At 32.7% G+C, this 21,289-nt stretch carries 13 protein-coding genes and 2 pseudogenes; 8 read left to right on the plus strand and 7 right to left on the minus strand.

The features are described from left to right. Positions 1–235 precede the first annotated feature (235 nt). A complete protein-coding gene (locus BAU27_RS08925; protein ID WP_071770669.1) occupies positions 236–889 on the plus strand; it encodes a DUF2306 domain-containing protein in 654 nt (217 codons plus the stop codon). Between the two features lie 624 nt (positions 890–1,513). After that, on the plus strand, positions 1,514–1,678 hold the full coding sequence (locus BAU27_RS32850) for a hypothetical protein (protein WP_254797950.1): 165 nt from the start codon (positions 1,514–1,516) through the stop codon (positions 1,676–1,678). Positions 1,679–2,102: 424 nt separating this feature from the next. Here the strand turns inward: BAU27_RS32850 and BAU27_RS08935 are convergent. After that, a pseudogene (locus BAU27_RS08935) lies at positions 2,103–2,384 on the minus strand (nucleoside triphosphate pyrophosphohydrolase family protein); the annotation flags it as partial. Between the two features lie 129 nt (positions 2,385–2,513). Here BAU27_RS08935 and BAU27_RS08940 point away from each other — a divergent pair. Genes BAU27_RS08940 through BAU27_RS08950 form a run of 3 tightly spaced genes read left to right on the plus strand, consistent with a single transcriptional unit; the run spans position 2,514 to position 6,236 of the window. Then, the gene (locus BAU27_RS08940) at positions 2,514–4,022 is read left to right on the plus strand and encodes a spore germination protein (RefSeq protein WP_071770670.1); all 1,509 of its coding nucleotides are present in this window, start codon (positions 2,514–2,516) and stop codon (positions 4,020–4,022) included. Beyond that, positions 4,009–5,112 carry a GerAB/ArcD/ProY family transporter gene (locus tag BAU27_RS08945; RefSeq protein ID WP_071745328.1) on the plus strand — a complete coding sequence of 368 codons (1,104 nt, stop codon included), beginning with the start codon at positions 4,009–4,011 and terminating at the stop codon, positions 5,110–5,112. The genes BAU27_RS08940 and BAU27_RS08945 overlap by 14 nt, the downstream gene beginning before the upstream one ends. Then, positions 5,109–6,236, plus strand: coding sequence for a Ger(x)C family spore germination protein (locus tag BAU27_RS08950; RefSeq protein ID WP_071745329.1), 1,128 nt, complete (start codon positions 5,109–5,111; stop codon positions 6,234–6,236). Before BAU27_RS08945 ends, BAU27_RS08950 begins: the two co-directional genes overlap by 4 nt. A 212-nt stretch (positions 6,237–6,448) precedes the next feature. Here BAU27_RS08950 and BAU27_RS08955 read toward each other — a convergent pair. From BAU27_RS08955 to BAU27_RS08980, 5 genes and pseudogenes are all read right to left on the minus strand, one after another. Continuing rightward, positions 6,449–7,342 (minus strand): annotated as a pseudogene (locus tag BAU27_RS08955) (HAD-IC family P-type ATPase); the annotation flags it as partial. A 1,522-nt stretch (positions 7,343–8,864) separates the two neighbouring features. After that, the gene (locus BAU27_RS08965; protein WP_071770677.1) at positions 8,865–10,280 is read right to left on the minus strand and encodes a phosphatidylinositol-specific phospholipase C; all 1,416 of its coding nucleotides are present in this window, start codon (positions 10,278–10,280) and stop codon (positions 8,865–8,867) included. 478 nt (positions 10,281–10,758) lie between these two features. After that, entirely contained in the window at positions 10,759–11,328 is a 570-nt protein-coding gene (locus tag BAU27_RS08970; protein ID WP_071745336.1) for a methyltransferase, read from the minus strand. Positions 11,329–11,831: 503 nt separating this feature from the next. After that, on the minus strand, positions 11,832–12,062 hold the full coding sequence (locus BAU27_RS08975; protein ID WP_071770671.1) for a DUF2187 domain-containing protein: 231 nt from the start codon (positions 12,060–12,062) through the stop codon (positions 11,832–11,834). A 1,859-nt stretch (positions 12,063–13,921) separates the two neighbouring features. Then, positions 13,922–15,382 (minus strand): alanine/glycine:cation symporter family protein, encoded by a 1,461-nt coding sequence (locus BAU27_RS08980; RefSeq protein WP_071770672.1) that lies wholly within the window; start codon positions 15,380–15,382, stop codon positions 13,922–13,924. 557 nt (positions 15,383–15,939) lie between these two features. Here BAU27_RS08980 and brnQ point away from each other — a divergent pair. The 3 genes from brnQ (at position 15,940) to glsA (ending at position 20,527) form a co-directional block, all read left to right on the plus strand. After that, positions 15,940–17,265: a branched-chain amino acid transport system II carrier protein gene (gene brnQ / locus BAU27_RS08985; RefSeq protein ID WP_071770673.1), complete on the plus strand. Its 1,326-nt coding sequence runs from the start codon at positions 15,940–15,942 to the stop codon at positions 17,263–17,265. 631 nt (positions 17,266–17,896) lie between these two features. After that, a complete protein-coding gene (locus tag BAU27_RS08995) occupies positions 17,897–19,354 on the plus strand; it encodes an alanine/glycine:cation symporter family protein (RefSeq protein WP_071770674.1) in 1,458 nt (485 codons plus the stop codon). A 243-nt stretch (positions 19,355–19,597) separates the two neighbouring features. Beyond that, positions 19,598–20,527, plus strand: a complete 930-nt coding sequence (gene glsA, locus BAU27_RS09000; RefSeq protein ID WP_071770675.1) for a glutaminase A — start codon at positions 19,598–19,600, stop codon at positions 20,525–20,527. Positions 20,528–21,088: 561 nt separating this feature from the next. Here glsA and BAU27_RS09010 read toward each other — a convergent pair. After that, positions 21,089–21,289 (minus strand): hypothetical protein (locus tag BAU27_RS09010; protein WP_254797951.1); only part of this gene is annotated, 201 nt, incomplete at its 5' end.

Genomic DNA, 21,289 nt, shown 5'->3' on the forward strand with positions numbered 1-21,289 from the left:
GAAGCCAATTCATCTCCCACCTACTCACTTCGCGTTCCTTGAGGAAGGAGTCTTCTTGGCTAAAATGATAAAAAGTAATAACCAAGAATAGTATTTGTAGATGCTCGTATAGATAAACCACTATCCTTTAGGAGGGTTCATCTTCTTAGATAAAGAAGGATTCTCCAATTCCGCTCTAGAATGAACAGTAATGTATAATATATCCCCCTAAAATATGGAAAGGAGGAAGTGGAATTTGAGCAGGATTATTTGGTATATATCTACTGTTTTTGCTGTTATAGTAGCTAGTTATGTTGTTTTCCAATATTTTATTTTGGATGGATCTCAATCAGGACTTATAAAAATGAAACTTATGTATGTAGCTAAATTAAGCAGTTTTTGGTACATTATGTTATTTGTACATATTACAACAGGTATATTAGCGTTAGTAATTGGTCCGTTTACGCTGTCCACAAACTTTAGAGAAAAGAATGTCAACCGTCATCGATTACTCGGAAGAATCTATATGGTTGGTATATTATTAGGCGGCATATCAGGACTATACTTAGCCTTTTATGCTTCGGGTGGTTTACTAGCAAAGCTTGGTTTCGGTTTCGGATCCTTACTTTGGCTAATATCAGCATATCAAGCATTAAATAGAGTTCAAAACAAAAAAATTCAAGACCATCGCAATTGGATGATCAGAAATTATTCTTTAACCTTTGGGGCAGTTACATTAAGAATTTGGTTACCTTTGTTTATTGTGTTATTCGGCCCAGAGCAGTTTGAACAAAGTTACGCTGTTATTGCGTGGTTATCTTGGGTACCGAATTTAATTATTGCAGAAGTATTCATAAGACAAAGAACTAATAAAGGAATATACCTGAAAAGAGATGATTTATGGTATTAACGTGTCGTTAAGAGTAGGGATATTTTAGTAATGTAATGGTTTTATAAATGAATTAACTTGTACAAATTATAAAGTAAGCTATTGAGGTGTTAGTTAATAATCTATCATTAAAATAATACAAGAAAAATAGCACGTTGGTTTCTAGTGAGCATAAACCGCTATTTTAAAGGCGTTTTATAAAAGAATAAATTTTGAAAATATGTTAATACTATATATACACCAAGGTGCAAGGTGAATAGCCATCGAATTCTTCTTATGCATGCACAATTTTTGTGCATGCTTTTTCTTCAATAAAGTAAGGATTTTGTTTAATTTCCATTAACCTTTTTATCTCCTTCGAATATAGTAATATCATCCAAGTGAATACCCAGGTTGCTCTGGATCAGCTTCCTAGTGTTCCTGGTGCTCCTATTACGAAGAATCCGTTTATAACCAGCGGGTTCTTTTATTTTTTCTGCATTTAATAACTATTTTATTCAACTTTCCATTAAGCTAATTTTTCTAATAAACCTTACAAACTTGTAATACTAATGTCACCTAAAAGAATGTTTTCCTGGCTAATAATGGTTTAATATATAGATTGTTAACTTTATTAAACAAAACACCATTGGTAGGTGACAGTTTGTGGAAAGAAAATTATTACGTTATGGCATTGTATGTATAGCTTTTATTACTATCCCCATTTTATTTATACACTTTGTTTCATCTCAATTCGTTCCAAAAGAATACAGTGAAGAATGGCCGGAAGTAAGTAAAACTACTGAACTAATAACTATCGGTTACTTTTAAAAAGAAAAGGATCTTGATATTATAATTAAAAAAATTGAACCTTCAGAAGAATATAGAACACATGAAATCCACCTATACGGACATGTGGCAGATAATAAAAAGCAAAAAGTTTCTGCTGTTGTAAATTTTCGTGATAACTATTCAATTAGAGACACATCTGAAGTTAAAATCAAAGAGCCTTTAAATAAAGGTTGGATGCTCTTTCAGTTAAAATAACGCTTTTGTTTATTGAAAATCAATTAACTATAATTTGAAAAATCGGAAACATTTACTCAATGCTTTTTCTGAATACTCATGATATTATTTATGTGCTGATGTTCACCATCCCAAGAGCTCAGTAATTTCATCCACAGGCTCCACTCTCGCCCTTTTGAGAGTGGAGCTTTTATTTATAAGGATTATCCTCAATTCATTTTTATAAAATTCAAATTTTTCCCCACTTCACATCAACGCGTTTTTGACTAGCTTCTCGGCTGAATCCGTCTGGGTACCTTGTTGCTAATTTAGAGATATTCATTTGTGCAATATCTTCTAAGGTATATCCAATTTCGTGAGACATGATGGAAATGTAATACAAAAGGTCTCCTAACTCTAAAGCCAATCTATGGGTGTTTCCTTCCTCTTCTCCTGGGCAATGAGCCGGAGCAAATCCATGACCGTGAAATATACCTTTTTTTACAATATTTGCAGCCTCACTAGCTTCTCCCTTAAAATTTCGTTCTGGGGGTGCCACAAAATTTCAAGTTGATAGCGATATGTTGCTATCCCAATGAATAAAATTTGATTATATAAAAATAATAAAAACACAACTGTTATACGTAATGAGGTGTAAATCATGTCTTTAAATGAAAAGACCTTAGAAACCATGGAAAATACCATTGTTGAAACTATCCAGACAAATAATTTACAAGAACTTAAGAATAAATTAGAACAGATCTTTGATATTTGTGCCGATTTAGTTGAACATCCATTACAATTAAAAACAAAAACGAATGTTCTACTGTATTATTTTGAAGGCCTGACAGATGGTTTTGCACTAAAAGGAAATGTCGTTACACCATTATTACAAGAAGTAAATGAAGACAGGCAAGTATTTAATTCTAATATTATTGCTACTTATACAAAAACAGTATATACATGGAATGAAATTAAAAAAGGGCTGCTCGAGGGACAATGTGTACTGTTTATGGAAGGAGAAAAGAAAGCCCTTCTCATAAATACAAAGGGATGGGCAGAAAGATCGATTCAGGAACCTATTTCAGAAGTTACCATTAAAGGTTCTCATGATGGGTTTATTGAGAATGCCACTAAAAACATAGGTCTCATTCGTAGATATATTCCTTCTACTGAGTTAAAAATCAAAAAAATGACAATCGGAGAACGGGCCACTACTTTTGTATATTTACTTTACTTAGGCGATGTAGCTAACGAAGATGTGGTACAGGAAGTGGAGACAAGAATCTGTAAAATTAAAACTGATACAGTATTGAGCATAGGAGAATTGTCCAACTTTACAAAAGATCAAAATTGGACTCCCTTTCCACAGGCTTATTTAAGTGAACGCCCAGATGCTATTTCTAATCATATCCTTGATGGTAAAGTAGCAGTGTTAATTGATAGATCTCCTGGTGCAATGATCGTTCCAATGAATTTAATTGGATTTTTTCAGACTCCCGATGATTATAATGTACATTGGCTGATTGCATCATCTTTTCGCTTATTACGATTTTTAGGATTTATTATAGCTATATTTTTACCCGCAATATATATTGCAATGGTTTCATTTCACTTTGAAATCATTCCTTTAGATCTATATACTTCTATTGCAACGTCAAGAGTTAAAGTCCCTTTCTCACCTTTACTAGAAGCATTTATTATGGAAATCACATTAGAAATGCTTCGTGAAGCTGGTATTCGTCTACCACAACCAATTGGACAAACCATTGGAATTGTTGGAGGGATTGTAATTGGACAAGCAGCTGTTCAAGCGGGACTTGTGAGTAATGTTATGGTTATTATCGTATCTATTACTGCCATTGCATCATTTGTTGTTTCTAATTATGATTTATCAAGTTGTATTCGGCTTATTCGTTTTCCAATGATGTTATTTGCCTACTTTTTTGGAATTGTAGGTATAGTTAGTGGATTAATGCTCTTATTTGCTCATTTTGTTTCACTAACTTCCTATGGTTCACCATATGGATTGCCAATTGCACCATTTCGTCTCCAAGAGTTAAAAGATTCTTTTGTAAGATTTCCTATTTCTATGATCACCACCCGCTCGAGCACAGGACTGCCGAAACAAAGAAAGAAAAAAGAAGGTGGCTCGCATGGGGAAACTTAAATTCCAAAGCATAACTTTATTCGAATATATTGTTTTCATTCATTCACTGCAACTTGCATCAGGTATGTTAATTATGCCAAGCCCTCTTGCCACTACCGCTGGTACAGACGGCTGGATTTCTATCATTCTGGGATGGATAATTACTTCTATAATTGGCGTAATTATTATATTAATGTTACAAAAAAATCCTAACAAAAATTTCTCTCAGATCTTAAATACATACTTTGGTAAATGGATAGGGACAATTTTTCTTCTTTTATATGCCTTTTATCTATTTTTTGCTGGCTTTAATACTTTATTAAAGGCAACTGATATTGTAAAAGTATGGATATTCCCTTCCACTCCTGCTTATCAAATTGCCATATTATTACTATTACCTTTTATTATTTTATCACTGAGTGGGATAAGGGCTCTTACTAGTTACTCTATGCTGGTTTTCTTCTTCACTACTTGGATGCCAATCTTTCTCCTTTTCTCATTACAGAGTATTTACAATCCTTTACACCTACTACCTATTTTTAAAGATGGCTTATATCCTATTGTAAAGGCAACAAAAGAAACCATTACTCCTTATGCGGGCTTAGAAATTGCATATTTTATTTATCCGTTCTTACAAAAAAAACAAAAGGCCATAAAAGGAATACTAATAGCGAATACTGGAACCATGTTTCTCTATTTATATGTGACTATTCTTTCTTATATATACTTTAGTCCGGAGGGGATAAAAGACGTAATTTGGCCAGTATTTCATCTGTTAAAAGGAGTTCGTTTTTCTTTCATAGAACGATTAGAAATTTTATATATCGCTTACTATTTGATTGTATTTTCCACTACAATATATCCGTATTTATTTTTCAGTTTTGAATCTGTGACCATTTCATTTCAAAAAAAATCTCGTAATTGGGCGTTGGTTGGTTTTATGTTATTAATAGTCGGCTTGTTTGTTTTTCTAAATCCCGATGTGGATCAATATTTATTTATATATTCTCTTATGGATATCTTAAATATCATTTTCTTTATTGTATTACCAATCATCTTTTTCGCTTACAGCATTGTTTTTACTTGGTTTACTAGGAGGAAACAGCTTTGATTCGAAAATGGATATGGATTGTAATCTGTTGTGTATGTTTAATTGGTTGTAGTCATAGAATTCCTCTTGAAAAAGTTTCTTTAATCCTTTTAATCGGCTTAGATAGAACTTCTAATGGAAACATAAAAGTGGGCACAAGCATACCACTCTTTCATCATAAACAGCAAAGCAGTACTGTAGAGCATTGGGCTCAGGCGTCAACCATATATGATGGATTTAGCAAAATGGATACAAAATTAACAGGGTATGTGACATCATCCAAAGCTGAAGTTATTTTAATTGGGGATAAATTAGCACAAGAAGAAAATTGGATACAGGCGCTCGATTCCTCTTACCGTGATCCTTACGCTACCATCAATGCTAAAGTGGTGCTTGTTGATGGACCGGCAGAAGATGTGTTTAAAGTTAATAGGCCTGATAAGCCATCACTTCCATCTTATATAAAGGGTGTAATCGAATCGTCTATTCAAAATAATCAATCCGTCTCTTCCACGATTCAGCAATTAATGAGAGAAAAAAATGAACAGGGAATGACGCAAACTGTTCCCATTATCAAGAAAACAAATAATGAAATTGATACGGTAGGAATTGCATTTTTAAATCATCAAGGAAAGTACTTAACGAAGATTCCTAAAACCGATGTGAAGTTTTTCAACCTTATTAATAAGTCAAAAAATACAGGTCGGATGATACTACACCTTGTTCTTTCTCCAAAAAAATCTGATAAAAAGCCAAATACGTCTGTTCTCGTACAAAATACAAAGAGAAAAATTAGTGTTGATTTCCAAAAAGGTAAATTTATTTTTAATATAGATGTAAGTATGAATGTATCCTTAATTGAAAAAACCAACGGAAACTTAACTAAAACTCGTTTACATGGTAATAAAAATATAGGTAGGTTGGAACATGAAATCCAGGAAGAGTTCAATAAAAAATTACAAGGCATGTTACAGGATATGCAGAGAAATAAAATTGATCCAATTGGTTTATCATTACACGCTAGAGCTTTTGAATATAAAGAATGGAAAAAGGTAAAAGAAGATTGGTTGCGCGCTTTTTCAAAAGCTAAAATACGTGTGAATACACACGTTAAAATAAAAGATACAGGAACAGTTAGAAATTAAACTATCTAGATTATTTTTAGCCAAGAAAACTTCCCCCTCAATTTGTGTGAAGGTGCAAAGTTTCTCAAGAGATAAACAGAGGCATGAATATATGAGGAAATATTATGAGGCTACTAGTAATTCCTGTAATTCATGATATACCGAAAAGGCGAAGTCTCCACAGAGACTCCGCCTTTTCAACGTCCAATGAACTACAACAAAATGTTTTAGTTTTAAAGCCATCGATTAAACTTCCTGATGTATAGTCTCTTTATAATTTCAGTAACTAGAGCATATATTGTTTAAATTCCAAATAACCACGGGAAATAATACAACGGAAGTGGAGTTAAGCCAATTTGGGTACTTAACCTGGTAAATGGAAGGGAAATTCCTATAATCATAACTAAACCTGGAAGTATTAAAACAGGTCTAGCAGCCGTACTTTGTAGGAAAGGAATATGTTGAGTTCGAATCATATGCACAATCAATAATTGTGTTAATAATCCTACTACGAACCAACCCGTTTGAAATAAGGATTGCATTTCAGGGATATTTGCACCAAATATATTCCACATTACACTAAAAATGGTTATATCAAAAATACTACTTACCGGCGCAATAAAAATGATAAAGCGAAATAAATCTTTCTTATCCCAACTTCTTGGTTTTACTAAAAATTCATTGTCTACTTTTTCCCATAGAATTGAAAGTTGGGATAGATTATATAACAAGTTCTGACATAATATCTGAATTGGTAGCATTGGAAGAAAAGGAATAAAGGCACTAGCAATTAATAAACTTAATACATTTCCAAAATTTGAACTTGCTGTCACCTTAATATACTTTAATATATTCCCAAACGTTGTACGACCTTCCACAATAGCATCTTCTAATACAAATAAGTTCTTTTCTATAGGTATAATATCTGAACACTCTTTAACAATATCATCTGCTTTATGGATAGATATACCAACGTCAGACTGCTTTAAAGCAAACACATCGTTAATTCCATCTCCCATAAACTCAACTGTATGCGCATTCATTTTTAGTGCCTTAATAATACGGAATTTTTGACTAGGATTTAATTTTGCAAACACATTCGTATTACTCGCTAAATCATGAATTGCATGAAATGCCCAGTGTTCTTGTGGGACATCCTTAAATGTAGTTCTATTTACTCCTGCATCGATTTGCAAATCATTTTTTATTACATCCCAAAGTGGATTATTTTGACGTTTTGGTTGCCCCTCTTCATCCCATTTTATTCTTTCTGTTCCTAATTCATAATTCTAATGGTGTGGGGTGTATATTTCTCCGTAAAAGTAACTTATTTTCATCTTTTTCAAACAATTTATTATATTATTTTCATCTAATTAGGCACAGAAACAATTTTAAAATTCTTACTACTTTTTAGGAAAAACGTTTTTAGGGTACATTTTAAAATAGCTCTTTTTCTTTAAAATGTTTCTGTGCTTACTATTTAAAATATCTTATGTCAAAATTCCCCGCAACTAATATATTAAATGTTTTATAATTATATATAATATGGGATATTATAGTTAAATATTCCATATTATAATCTATTAAATATAGCGTATTTAACTTATTATGAATTGATTTGTTAGTCTAAGTATGAATTATTAAGTATGTTTTGTTTATAATTGTCACAATATAATTTTATATTCGACCTTTTAATTACTTATAGAACATTTACATATGTTATAACTGTTATTTATGAGATAAAGAATCTCTCTACATATAAGATTTACTTAATTTAGATTTTTTCTCTCTCAATCATTTTGTCGAAAAAAGTCGGATTTTTAGATTTTTTCTTTATTTTTTATTGTAAACGTTTTATTTTCGTGTTACCATCTTAATCAAACAATAGATAGTAACAAACTTAAAATATTTCTTTCCATTAGACACATATAAATGTTCGGTAACAACATGAAAATATGGCCAAAGAAAAATGAACTACATGTTAAAATATTCAATGGGATTTTTACCACCTAATTTTTCTGTTAATTCAGAATTTACACCTTTAACATTTTGTCCCTAAACAAAATTTATATTTTAGCGTGGAAAACCCAAAAAACTAAATCACCCACCCAAATTAATAAATGAAATATCTGGTTATATCTAGTAATAAGTCATGAGAAAATGATTTCTTCCCTAAGAAAACTGAGCCAATTAATAAAAAGCATCTAAATTACTATCTATTGTTGATCACATATTTACCAACTATAAAAAAGAACCTACTGAAGGTTCTTTTTTATTTCACCGTTTAACTCACATCTGATAGAGATAAGGAACTAATTTCTGGATTTATGTTAACTCGGTTTATATAGGTTTCTTTTATTTACATTTGCGCACTTATATAGATACGGTGCTGATTTTACTTTTTGTTTTTTTATTTTTATACAACTATGTTAGCGTTTTCAATAAGTTTTTATAATTACATATTATTTCCTGTTTTTTTAACTGGTTTGACAGTACATGTTGACCATAAGGTTCGTAGCATAAATTGAATACGGATCATACACTATGCTTTGATCTGAACTACTCACCACTTCAAACAGACCGCGAGGATGTTAAGTGGTGAGTAGTTTAAAGAACCTTACCCTTATTAAAAAACTTTACAATAAAACCTTAATTTGTAATAGCGTATATTTTCACTGTAAATTTGTTAGTTGCGCCACTTGGGTTTGCAATATAGTATTTAGAATTTGTATATGCTTCAGTCTTAGACCCATTCGAAATGTTTCCCCAACGAACAGAATCCGTCCCCAGAGAAACATCAATCATAACATTGAAGGAAATAGTAGAAGCATTATCTTTTTCTGTAGGCTCGATAACCCATTTTAACCCCTTTGTTCCTGTAGGTAAATTATTAATGCTAAAGTTTTGACTTGATCGATTTTTTTGTCCAGATAATGGATTCGATTCAGAAGAAATTTGGGAAATTAATATTTCTTTTTCACTTGAGTCTATCCCATTTAATCTGATAATACTATCTATTAAACCTGGTCCAGGAAAATCAGCAGCAATAATACCAGAATGCTTAATACCACTTTGTTCTATGAAATCAGTTCCAAGTGTATTCATTCCCCCATAAAATACTTGTCCATTTATGTCTCGAGGGAAATCTCTCCATTCATTTGTTACATTTTTTTGAATCAGTTTTGGATTACTATTAGTATTTCTGCTCTCTTTTCCGCTTGCAACAAACCAAGGGTAACAATTATTCAATAATGCTGCTGCACCACCCGTGCCACTAAAATGGTTGAGATAAATCTTACCATTGTTAAAGTTATTATTTGCATTTAGAAGATGGGTTTTCACCGCATTCCATTTTTCATACATTCCGTCTGGTCCAGTGCCAACTTCAAACTTATCTTGGGTATTCAAAGATTCATAATTAATACCATATTCTTGAGATGCCGAGAAATTTTGTAATATTACAATTTTCCCTCGAACATCTCCTAGCTTAGGATTATTTTTTTCTGAGGATGGTACAGAATTCGGATCCCAAAAATAGGAAACATTACGGTCTTTATAATTTTTAAATATTTCCTCGAATGATAGCGAGCCACTTTCAGAATCAGTATCTTCCTTTAAACGCATTAAAATAGTTTCTTTAGGATTATCTCTTAGAAATTGAATTGTCTCTTTTAATACATCTTCAAACATTGCTTTTTGATTTACAATTCCATGGTGCATCGCAAAAGAATCTTTTACACGTTTAACACGCATGTCTACATAACGAATTCCTGCATTGAATTGTTGAGATAGGGTCATTGTTTGATTTCTTGTCAAATTTTCATCAATAAAACTTGCCCCATGTAAAGCCATTGAACCATGAGTCCCCGGGATAGATACTTCGCTTATTCTTTTTGTATCTTCTAGTTTTGACATCCATGTTGGATTTTGATAGCCTATATTGGATTCATAGGAATAACCTGGATGACTATCAGCAAATACTGTAGAAGTCGTACATAAACTTGCAAGTGTAAAACAAGTAAGGATTCCACTTTTTAAGATGTTTTTCATTTTTATTTTCTTCATTATATCTCTCCTAACTTTTAATAGATTAGTCTCATAAAATAAGGTACGTTTTTTTACAATATACATTGCTTCTTTTCCCAGAATAATGAAATTTTCTGCTTGAAAATATTTTTGATAGCGGTCAGTTACTTGAAATTTTGAAGGGCCATAGTGGTTCATCCAACAACCATCAGATTCATACATATACAAATTTCATAGAGCTGAACCCTAGACATGTAAAGACACCATTCTTCATCATACTTCACGGATTTTAAAAAGAATCGAAGCCACTCATTTTTTAAACAAACAAAACAGAAGTCTTAAACAAGACTCCTATTTTGTGATATATAATGATAGACAAGATGGTTAACAAATTAAGAAAATACAACAGATGTGTTAATACTTGGTTTATATTTATATAAAAGTTTTTTATAACAAGGATGCTTACGAAAAATGGGCTTCTGCAAAACTAAACAATAACTTATTTCCCCTTCAATTTCTACTCATTAAAAGTTAAACTAACTACAGTGGCAATTGATTGTGCTGCTTGTTCCCAGCTTCCATCTATAACTTTTCCAAGCTGTTGACCAAGTGAGTTTAAATCGTTTGGATTAACTGGGATTCCATTATACGCAGCAAGAATTGATAAAAGCGGAGCCACAAATGGTGTAAAACCACCCCTATCAATATTAAATACAGGCTTATCTATCACCTTTCCATCTTGAACTGTAAACTCATAATAAAATTGATCATCTGGACGAAAACTTAAATGATGAGAAATTTGTCCCTTAACATATTTTTTACCGCCAGCTAAATTTACAACTTCAATTGGTTTTACATTAAATTCATGATCGAATACTTTGATTTTTTTGACTTCTGGACCATTTAAAGCAGCATTAACAGCTGTTTCCAAATTACTCTGTGCAAACGGTTGAATACTAATTTGTGACTCTTTTTGTTGGATAGGAGCTTCTTTTTCTGCAGCAAACACCGATGTAGTAGGTAATGCACCTGTAGCTAACGTAGCTGCAAGAGCTGTTGTCATGATCATCTTACTCTTCATTTTCATAGTTTTCTTCCCCCTTTAAGTTATGATATATAACCTTTTAAATACTGACACCGTACATTGTTTTTATCGTAATATACACCAAAGACTAGTATAAGAACACCCGATAAGTAATGTCAGAAAATTAAAATGAATTATATATGTATTTACAATAATACCTATGTGCACATTTTTTCGCAATTTTCAGATAAACAATTAGATAATAGCCTTTTATAAGATAATTTATCATCTTAAATCTTTATATATACTCTTTAAACATAGTAAAATTATGTTGCCAATACTATAATTGAAGCGAAAAATCATATTAAAGTTAATAAATTAACACAAATTTTCATATTTATTTTTAGGTTCTGTTACAAACTTTCTTAACAGATAAAAGATGAGAGGGTTTACAAGGTGAGTATCTTAAATTCATAAGTTATTATCTAACTGCTGGTGTTCACCATCCAATGAAACCAGTAACTACATCAAAAAAAGTGCTCCTAGATTTATCTAGGAGCACTTTTTTAGGAAATACTCTTCTCTCCATGCTTACTAAGCCTTTCATAACAGCCATGTTTGACAACTTGACGAATTTCTATTAATTCATTTTCTTGAATTTGGAGTATTTCTGAAACATCTACAACAATTGTATTTGTTAGAACGTTTACCACATATCCAGTTAATTTTAAGGAAGGATTGTCACGATAAGGAAATTGGACATAATCCCCTGTTTTTACTGTAATTATTTTTTCCATATAAAAACCTCCCAAGTGTATTTTATATTTATAGTTCATTAGATCTGTTCCATATTCCTTCTCAATATATCCAGGTTACAATAAATGTATTAGTCTAAAGACTATCCACATCCTCAATCGTATTCAAAGGAGAAAAAGACGTGTTAAATAGGATTGCATTACAAGAACAAGTAAAGAAAAGAAAGCAAAGGTTCCTAATATTAGTAGAACAATACAGCTATACCCACTCTATTTTCCTAGCCCCTAGCTACGAATTGGTTAAATGAGTTTATAAACTCATTTGTTCCCATAATACCTAATAGATATATGCTTCATATGGTTCTCACATCTATCAAGCATACTCAACAATTACTTTTCTCTAGTAAAGTAATAGGAACATCTATGTCCCCATTGACTTCAAACTGAGTTCCCCTCCTTTTCAAATACTATTTCAATAATTGGGATTACAGTAATTTCATATAATTTTTTCATCTACTTTTTGTAGCAATGCTCCTATAAGAAATGCTACTTTACTTCTTCATATTATTTTATAAAAAGTATTTTTCAGGCCAATTATTTTCATAAATTGAACCCCAATGATTTCACTATTTTGGATAAGTTTCTTCTATAGAGAAATTAAATTTGATATGAAAGATTGGAATACCTTCGCTTTATATTTATTTTTTCATTATTATATTCAAAGGAAGTAGGAAAAATGGAACATAATAATTTATCAGACGGAGAGAGAATAATATATGTACCCAAAATTCATTGACAAAATAGCGCTTTCGAAAGCTCATAAAGATTTATTAATTAAACTGTATAATAAAGAAATTTCAAGAAGTGAGTATAATCGGTTGGTAGATACGTTTTATCGGCCACAACAGAAAGAAACTATGAGGTAAGTGTTTATGTAAAAATAAGGAATCACATATAAAGTAAAGCTACATCAAGAACACTTCAAAACCTATATATCAAGTAACCATTATAAAATATACCTTTCAGGTACCATGCGGATCGACAGAATTAAAGCGTTGCCAGATGGACAAAAAATAATTATGAGCGGTGAAGAAATTCAAAATAATATCAACTTTTTCTGTTTTACCGCTTAGTATGATGTTATTAATTTTTAAAAAGAAGAAAACGATTACAATTTTTAACTATTCCACTAAAATATAACGATAATTTTAGTGCCCTATCACAAGCTGGATAAATAAAATCCCACCTGAAATGAAAAAATACGCTATCCTTTCTGTAGAATCATAGGAAAGGATGGCGTATTTTTGAGTGAATTTATACCCAGGTCTATTTACTTAATATGGTGGCCCTCATTGTAAAAACTAAAATAAATTACATTTTGCAGCAAAATCAATTCATAATAATTAATCAAGAGACGATTATACAAATAGCTGCTGATCCTTTCTATATAGACGTTTTCATCCTCCTTAAAAATAATGAATTAACTAAATTTCACCACAATTAAATGACATATATCATACTCATGTGGAGTTGGCATAATCACTCATTATCTTAGTAGACAAAAAAGCTAATTTGGGGGGTACCTCAAAACACTACTATCAAGCTAGCCCAAAAAAACTAATATTTTGGCATATAAAAACACCATAAACCATCATTTGTGATGTTATAGTAACTATCTTGGTTTAATCATAATAAAAAAGTAAAAGGAACTAGTATTATACTAGTTCCTTTTACTTAGAGACTCATATTAGGCAGGGTACCATAGAATATGAATCAATTAAACATGAAGAAAAAAGATACCAATCTTTTATAATTAAATACTAGCAAATATTTTCAAAAAAAATCATCATTTATTTGTTGGATATTTATTCCTTATTATATTATCTATTCACACTAGGATTTCATGAAGCGTTTTTTTCATTATCCTTTTTGTATTTAGTCTCCCAAAAATCAGCATTTTTAATGCCCAATCCTTGCGGATTAAATACAGGATCCTTGCCTTTTTTCTTTTGCCTTTCATAATCTTTTAAAGTTAAAAGTGCTGGTTTTTGTAGCAATAAAATAGCAACAATATTAATCCAAGCCATAATCCCAACACCAATATCACCCAAAATCCATGCAGTCGTAGAACTTTTTACACAGCTATAGAACACAGCTCCTAGAAAAATAAATCTTAATACAAATGACATCCACGGACGATCTTTATATCGGTTTAAATATTCAATATTTGTTTCGGCAATATAGTAATATGCCATAATGGTTGTAATAGCAAAAAATAGTAAGCTAATCGCAATAAAACTATTTCCGAAACCAGGGAATACTGATTCAACAGCTGCCTGTGTATATCCAGGGCCCGGTTGTGCCCCATTCAAATTATTCACAATAAACGATTTTCCGCTTACATCAAATACGTTATACATACCCGTAATAATCATCATAAACGCTGTTGCTGAACAAACAAATAATGTATCAATGTAAACGGAAAATGCCTGTACAAGACCTTGCTTAGCCGGATGTGACACTTCAGCTGCCGCAGCAGCATGTGGGCCAGTTCCTTGTCCAGCCTCATTTGAATAAATACCCCGTTTTACACCCCAAGAAATCGCTAACCCAATAATCCCTCCGAAAGTAGCTTCTAATGCAAATGCACTCTTAAAAATCAACATGAATGCTTCTGGCAATTTTTCAATATTCATAAACACAATTACGCAGGCAACCAGAATATATCCAACGGCCATAAACGGCACAATAACCTGTGCAACATTAACAATACGTTTAACCCCACCAAAAATAATAAGTGCCAATGCTATAACTAATATGACACCTGAAATAGATGTATTTATACCAAAAGCTGTTTCTAAACTAGAGACTATACTATTTGCTTGTACGCCTGGAAGCAGTATTCCTGTTGCTAGAATGGTTGCTATAGCAAAGAAAATTGCATACCATTTAATTCCCAATCCTTTTTCAATGTAATACGCTGGGCCACCGCGAAATTGACCTCGATGCTTAGTTTTGTATATTTGAGCCAGTGTCGATTCTACATAAGCTGAGCCTGAACCTAAGAAAGCTACAATCCACATCCAAAACACGGCTCCTGGTCCTCCAAAAGCAATCGCTGTTGCAACACCAGCGATATTACCTGTTCCAACACGTCCTGATAAAGAAAGAGCTAATGCTTGAAATGAAGAGACACCAGCTTCGGATTTTTCTCCTTGAAAAGTAAGCTTTATCATTTCGCGCACATGGCGTATCTGTAGAAATTTCGTGCGGGCTGAAAAATATAACCCCGTTCCTAGACATAAATAAACCAATGCAGGACTCCAAATAAGATTATTTAACCAATTTATGAAAGAATTCACGTATCTCACTCCTTTTATTTTTCTATAAAAACTGAATAGACAGATTTTAAAAACTTACATCTGTTTTTTGAGGCCATTTTAGGTGTTAATAGACATCCCATTGAACTAATGATTAAGATTATAAACAGGAGCGTAGTGCAATAAAATAAATTTCTAAAATTACTATTATTGATAAAAATCAGTTCATAAAACCCCTCCTTTTCGCGAAAAATGTCGATTTTTCTGCAATTCCTGTCCATAATAACATGATATTTGATAAAACACATTTATTTTTTCAAAAAATCAGATTATTAAGAAGAAGGCGATACAAAATACAAGATAAATATAACTTATAGATTAAATTTCAATATAATAATGTTCGGTATAAAGATATTTCTATAATTAGAGTAAGACAGCACAATACATTTGAGTATTCATATCATTTTATTTAAAATAGTATTTTAAGTAAAACAAGGAATTTTTTTCATTTTTATTTTTCTGTATTTTCTAATTTCATATGTTATAATGAAAAAAACTTAAATTTCGACATTTTTCGTCAATTAAAAGGAGAGTGCTCTATGAAACAATCGTTAACTTTTAAAGAAACAATCCCTATTGGACTTATGTTATTTGCAATATTTTTCGGTGCGGGTAATATGATATTCCCTCCATTATTAGGATATTCATCTGGAACAAATATTTGGATATCAATTTCGGGATTTGTTGTTAGTAGTATTGGACTTCCATTATTAGCCATCGCTGCTATTTCCCTTTTTGGCGGAAATGTTAGTACCCTTGCTAGTAGGATTCACCCCGCCTGTGGTGTTATTATCCCTCTAATCATTTATTTAGCAATCGGCCCTTTTTTCGCCATTCCTCGTACAGGCACTGTTTCATATGAAATGGCAGTTGCCCCCTTTTTAAGTACCACCATGCAAAATCAATGGTATACATTACTTCTATATACATTTATATATTTCAGCATAACGTTTTATTTATCTTTAAATCCCTCTAAATTGGTAGATAGAATTGGAAAATATTTAACCCCGCTGTTACTAATCATGATTAGTATTATTATTGTTAAAGCAATTTCTTCACCAGTTGGATCTATTGCAACACCCTCTGATTCATATCAGGAAGCTCCTTTTTTCAAAGGATTTATTGAAGGATTTTTAACAATGGATGCCCTTGCTGCTCTCGTATTTGGAATTATCGTAATTAACGCTATAAAAGAAAAAGGTGTTACAAATAAAAAATCCATTGCTAAATCTACTATAGTAGCAGGTCTTATAGCCGCACTTGGATTATCTATCATATATATATCACTTGCTTATATTGGAGCTACTTCTCAAACATTTGGCACATTTGAAAACGGAAGTGTGTTATTAACAAATGTAGTACAACATTTATTTGGTCAATATGGTCTCTCCTTATTAGGAATTACAATGTTATTTGCATGTTTAACTACATCTGTAGGACTCGTTTCAGCATGTGGGAGATTTTTCACAACACTATTTCCAACGATTTCTTATAACAAAATCATTTTAATTATTTGCTTATTTAGCTTTGGGGTATCAAACCTTGGTTTGTCTATGCTAATTAAACTTTCCCTACCTATCCTAATTGTTATCTATCCTGTAGCAATTGTGCTAATTATCCTCGCTTTTTTTGATCGGTTTATAAAAGATAAGCAGGCTGTCTATGTTGGATCAGTTTTAGGAGCATTACTGATTAGTATAGTACAAGGATTAGAAACAGCAGAACTTGCTAGTGACTCGTTGCTTACTTTCATGCAATACGTTCCTCTATACAATGAAGGAATGGGATGGATTTTAATAGCCTTACTTGGTGGTTTGATTGGTTTGATGATTTCAGGAAGAACTAAACAATGTTCTACTACCTAAAATCATTAAGGCAATTGTAAACATTGGAACAATGTAACTCTAAAGGGGCGTCTGATTCGTGTACAAAAAGAAAATATATAAACGAAAATAGTATCGGGATTGAATTTTTCCTGGTATTAACATTATGGTAGCTTCTTTGAACTCCCCCCACTTAACACTCTTACGAGATGTTTGAAGTGAGGGATTCCTGCGAACATCGATATATCCACCAGTTATCTTAGCAGGCTCTTCCCGTAGTTCCTACGGGAAGAACTGAAGTGTCTTGTACGTTGACTCATCACGCTTCCCACTTTAGCTTGGTTTTCGCAACTTCGGCAAACGTGGGACGATGGAACGTTGAAGATTTTACGATTGCAACGATTTTTCTGCAACCAACCTCATATCTTCAGTTTTCAAAGAGCAATCTGTACAAGTATATGGTAGCAAACGTTTTGACTTACGCCATCCGACATTTATCTCCCACCTACCTGCTGGTGCTATCACACCTTCACATAAATTGAGGAGGAAGTGTTCTGTCGGAAAAAGATAAAATAATCTTTGCACATCATGTTTCCGCTTATTTTCTTTATCATACTGAATCCACGTCTTTTTAGATAAATATATATTCATTAGAATAAGGAGGAGTAAGCATATGGATTTTATTAAAGATGTAATCACTCCCATCCACAAATTCATTGGAATTACAAATGAATTTTTATGGGGTTACATCCTAATTGCTCTTCTAATTGGGGTTGGATGCTATTTTACAATTCAAACAAGGCTTGTACAATTTCGCTATGTTGGGGAAATGATTCGCTTACTTAGTGATGGTGCAAGTTCCTCAACCCGTAAAGCACAAAAAGAAAAAAATGGAGTTTCTTCTTTTCAAGCATTTTGCATGAGTACAGCTTCTCGCGTTGGTACAGGAAATCTAGCTGGTGTCGCCATTGCGATCTCCACCGGCGGACCCGGTGCAATATTTTGGATGTGGCTTATCGCAATAATTGGAGGAGCCTCTGCATTTGTTGAAAGTACACTTGCTCAAATATACAAAGTAAAAGATGGAAATAAATTTCGAGGCGGTCCAGCTTACTATATGGAAAAAGGATTAAATAAACGCTGGATGGGAGTTGTTTTCTCAATTTTAATTACAGTTTGCTTTGGTCTTGTGTTTAATGCTGTTCAAGCGAATACGGTTACGCTAGCATTTGAAAACGCATTCAACCTAGAACCTAAAATTGTCGGCTGTATACTAGTAGGTTTGATAGCACTAATCATTTTTGGAGGCGTAAAACGGATTGCTCGTGTCGCAGAAATGATTGTACCATTTATGGCGATTCTTTATGTTGGTGTTGCACTATTTGTGGTTATTACAAATATTACGCAAATTCCTATTTTATTCAAAGAAATTTTGCTGCATGCTTTTGGTATTAAGGAAGTTGTAGGCGGAGGGCTTGGTGCTGCGATTCTTCTAGGAGTAAAGCGTGGTTTATTTTCAAATGAAGCTGGCATGGGAAGTGCGCCAAACGCAGCTGCGACTGCCAATGTTACACATCCTGTTAAACAAGGATTTATTCAAACGCTTGGTGTTTTTACGGATACACTAATAATTTGTAGTTGTACTGCATTTATGATCCTTCTATCCGATATGCACAATGCTACAGACCTGAATGGGATTCAATTAACACAAGAAGCATTAAAAACTCATATTGGACCATGGGCACCTACCTTTGTAGCAATAGCTATTTTTCTATTTGCCTTTAGTTCTCTCGTTGGGAACTATTATTATGGGGAAACAAACATTGAGTTCTTAAGTGGCAGTAAGACATTATTACTGATATATCGTATTTCGGTAATTGGTATGGTAATGCTAGGTTCTATAGCAACGGTTAAAATTGTGTGGGATATTGCAGATTTATTCATGGGGATTATGGCCATTTTCAACCTAATTGCAATCATCCTCCTTGGAAAATATGCTTTCTCCGCCCTCAAAGATTATATAAGGCAAAAGAAAGCCGGAAAAGATCCGATTTTCTATGCAACTAATATTCCTAATTTAAATAATACTGAATGCTGGAACAGCGAAAGCACCCAAGAAAAGATTGGATAACAAAAATCTTTTCTTAAATACAGAGGAGTCAATTTTTAGAATACCGAAGATGCACCTTTATTCAGGTCGTTTATTAAATACAGATTATTTGAACACAACTAAAAAGTTGTGGAAATAGGAAATTATGAACTTGCACGTTTATAATATTTCAGACAATATCTATCCATTTCACCAAAAATTTTATTAACCTTCAGATGAATTAGAGAGAATACATTTAATAAAAAGGAAAAGGACGTTTTAGTTATGCACTGTATTCAAACAAATAACCTAGAACAATTACTAGAGCAAGTACAATCATATACAAAAAAAGGGAAACTGGCTACTTATATCCCAGAACTAAGAAATGCAAATCCAGATGATTTAGGGATTGCAATTTATCATAAAGAAACAGATTATATCCATGCTGGGAACTCCCAAACGCTTTTTACCCTTCAAAGTATTTCAAAAGTAATTACGCTTGCACTTGCACTTTTAGAGCGTGGCGAAGAGTTTGTATTTTCTAAAGTTGGAATGGAGCCAACTGGTGACCCTTTTAATTCTATTATAAAACTAGAAACAGCTAACCCTTCTAAACCACTCAATCCAATGATTAACGCAGGAGCACTAGCGATTACAAGTATACTAACAGGGGATAGTAATGACGAGAAGATGGAACGTATTCTCTCCTTTGTGCGTGATATTACGGACAATCCCACGATTCATTACTCTTCAAAAGTAGCCGGCTCTGAATTAGAAACAGCTTACTTGAATCGTTCTCTTTGCTACTATATGAAACAAAATAACATTATCAATGGCGATGTAGAGGCGTTAATGGACTTATACACACGTCAATGCGCAATTGAGGTAAACTGCATTGATTTAGCACGGATTGGTTTGATTTTTGCAATGGATGGATATGATCCATATAGAAAAAAACAAATCGTTCCGGAACATATAACAAAAATTTGTAAAACATTTATGGTCACATGCGGCATGTACAACGAATCTGGTGAATTTGCAATTCGCGTCGGAATACCCGCCAAGAGTGGGGTTGCCGGTGGGATATTCGGATGCGTAAAAGGAGAAATGGGAATTGGTATTTTTGGACCCGCTCTAGATGCTAACGGAAATAGTATAGCTGGTTTTAAAATACTAGAACTACTTTCCGCACAAGAAGGCTGGAGTATGTTCTAACGAATTCCCCGAAGTAAAGCTCAGGGAGACGAAAGGTTACTTTAGAAGCTCCCTCTTCAAACTTTGCTAAGTGGTGAGTAGTTCACATTCATAAGTTATTATCTAACTGCTGGTGTTCACCATCCAATAAAACCAGTAACTACATCCAAAAAAGTGCTCCTAGATTTATCTAGGAGCACTTTTTTAGGAAATACTCTTCTCTCCATGCTTTGCCTCACACCCAAAAATAAGGGAGCAGATTCTACTCTATAGGTTGACTGTGAATTTGTCGATTCATGGTAACCCAAGTGGTTGTATACAATATCATTAATAGTATTACAATGATATATAATCCGGTTTGAGGTATCATGGTACCAATCATTACGCCCATCAATAAGAGGGTTGGAGTTTGAATAGTCTTAAGTTTTTCTATTGGAATCACTTTAGGGATGATTGGCTTCACATTCCACTATTAATACATTTTCGAACAGTTTTTATTTTCATACATCTAAAGAATCCACGATACCTCTATAAAAGTATTTCGAAAGGTACACTTTTATAAATAATTAAAAAGTGAATTCATTACTCAAAAACCTCCCTAAACAACTCCTGTACTGCTTTACCTTGATGAAAACGAATTTCCTCTACGTTTTCATGTAATACAATATTTTCGTCTTTTAAAAAGATTACCTCATCAAATGTCCATTTTGTACAAAATAAAAGAGCACCCATAATCGATAGGTGCTCAAATATATGAAGTGGGGCAACCCCATACTCCAATAT

The organism is Bacillus sp. NH11B, from assembly GCF_001884205.1.
Lineage (GTDB): Bacteria > Bacillota > Bacilli > Bacillales > Bacillaceae_G > Bacillus_A > Bacillus_A proteolyticus.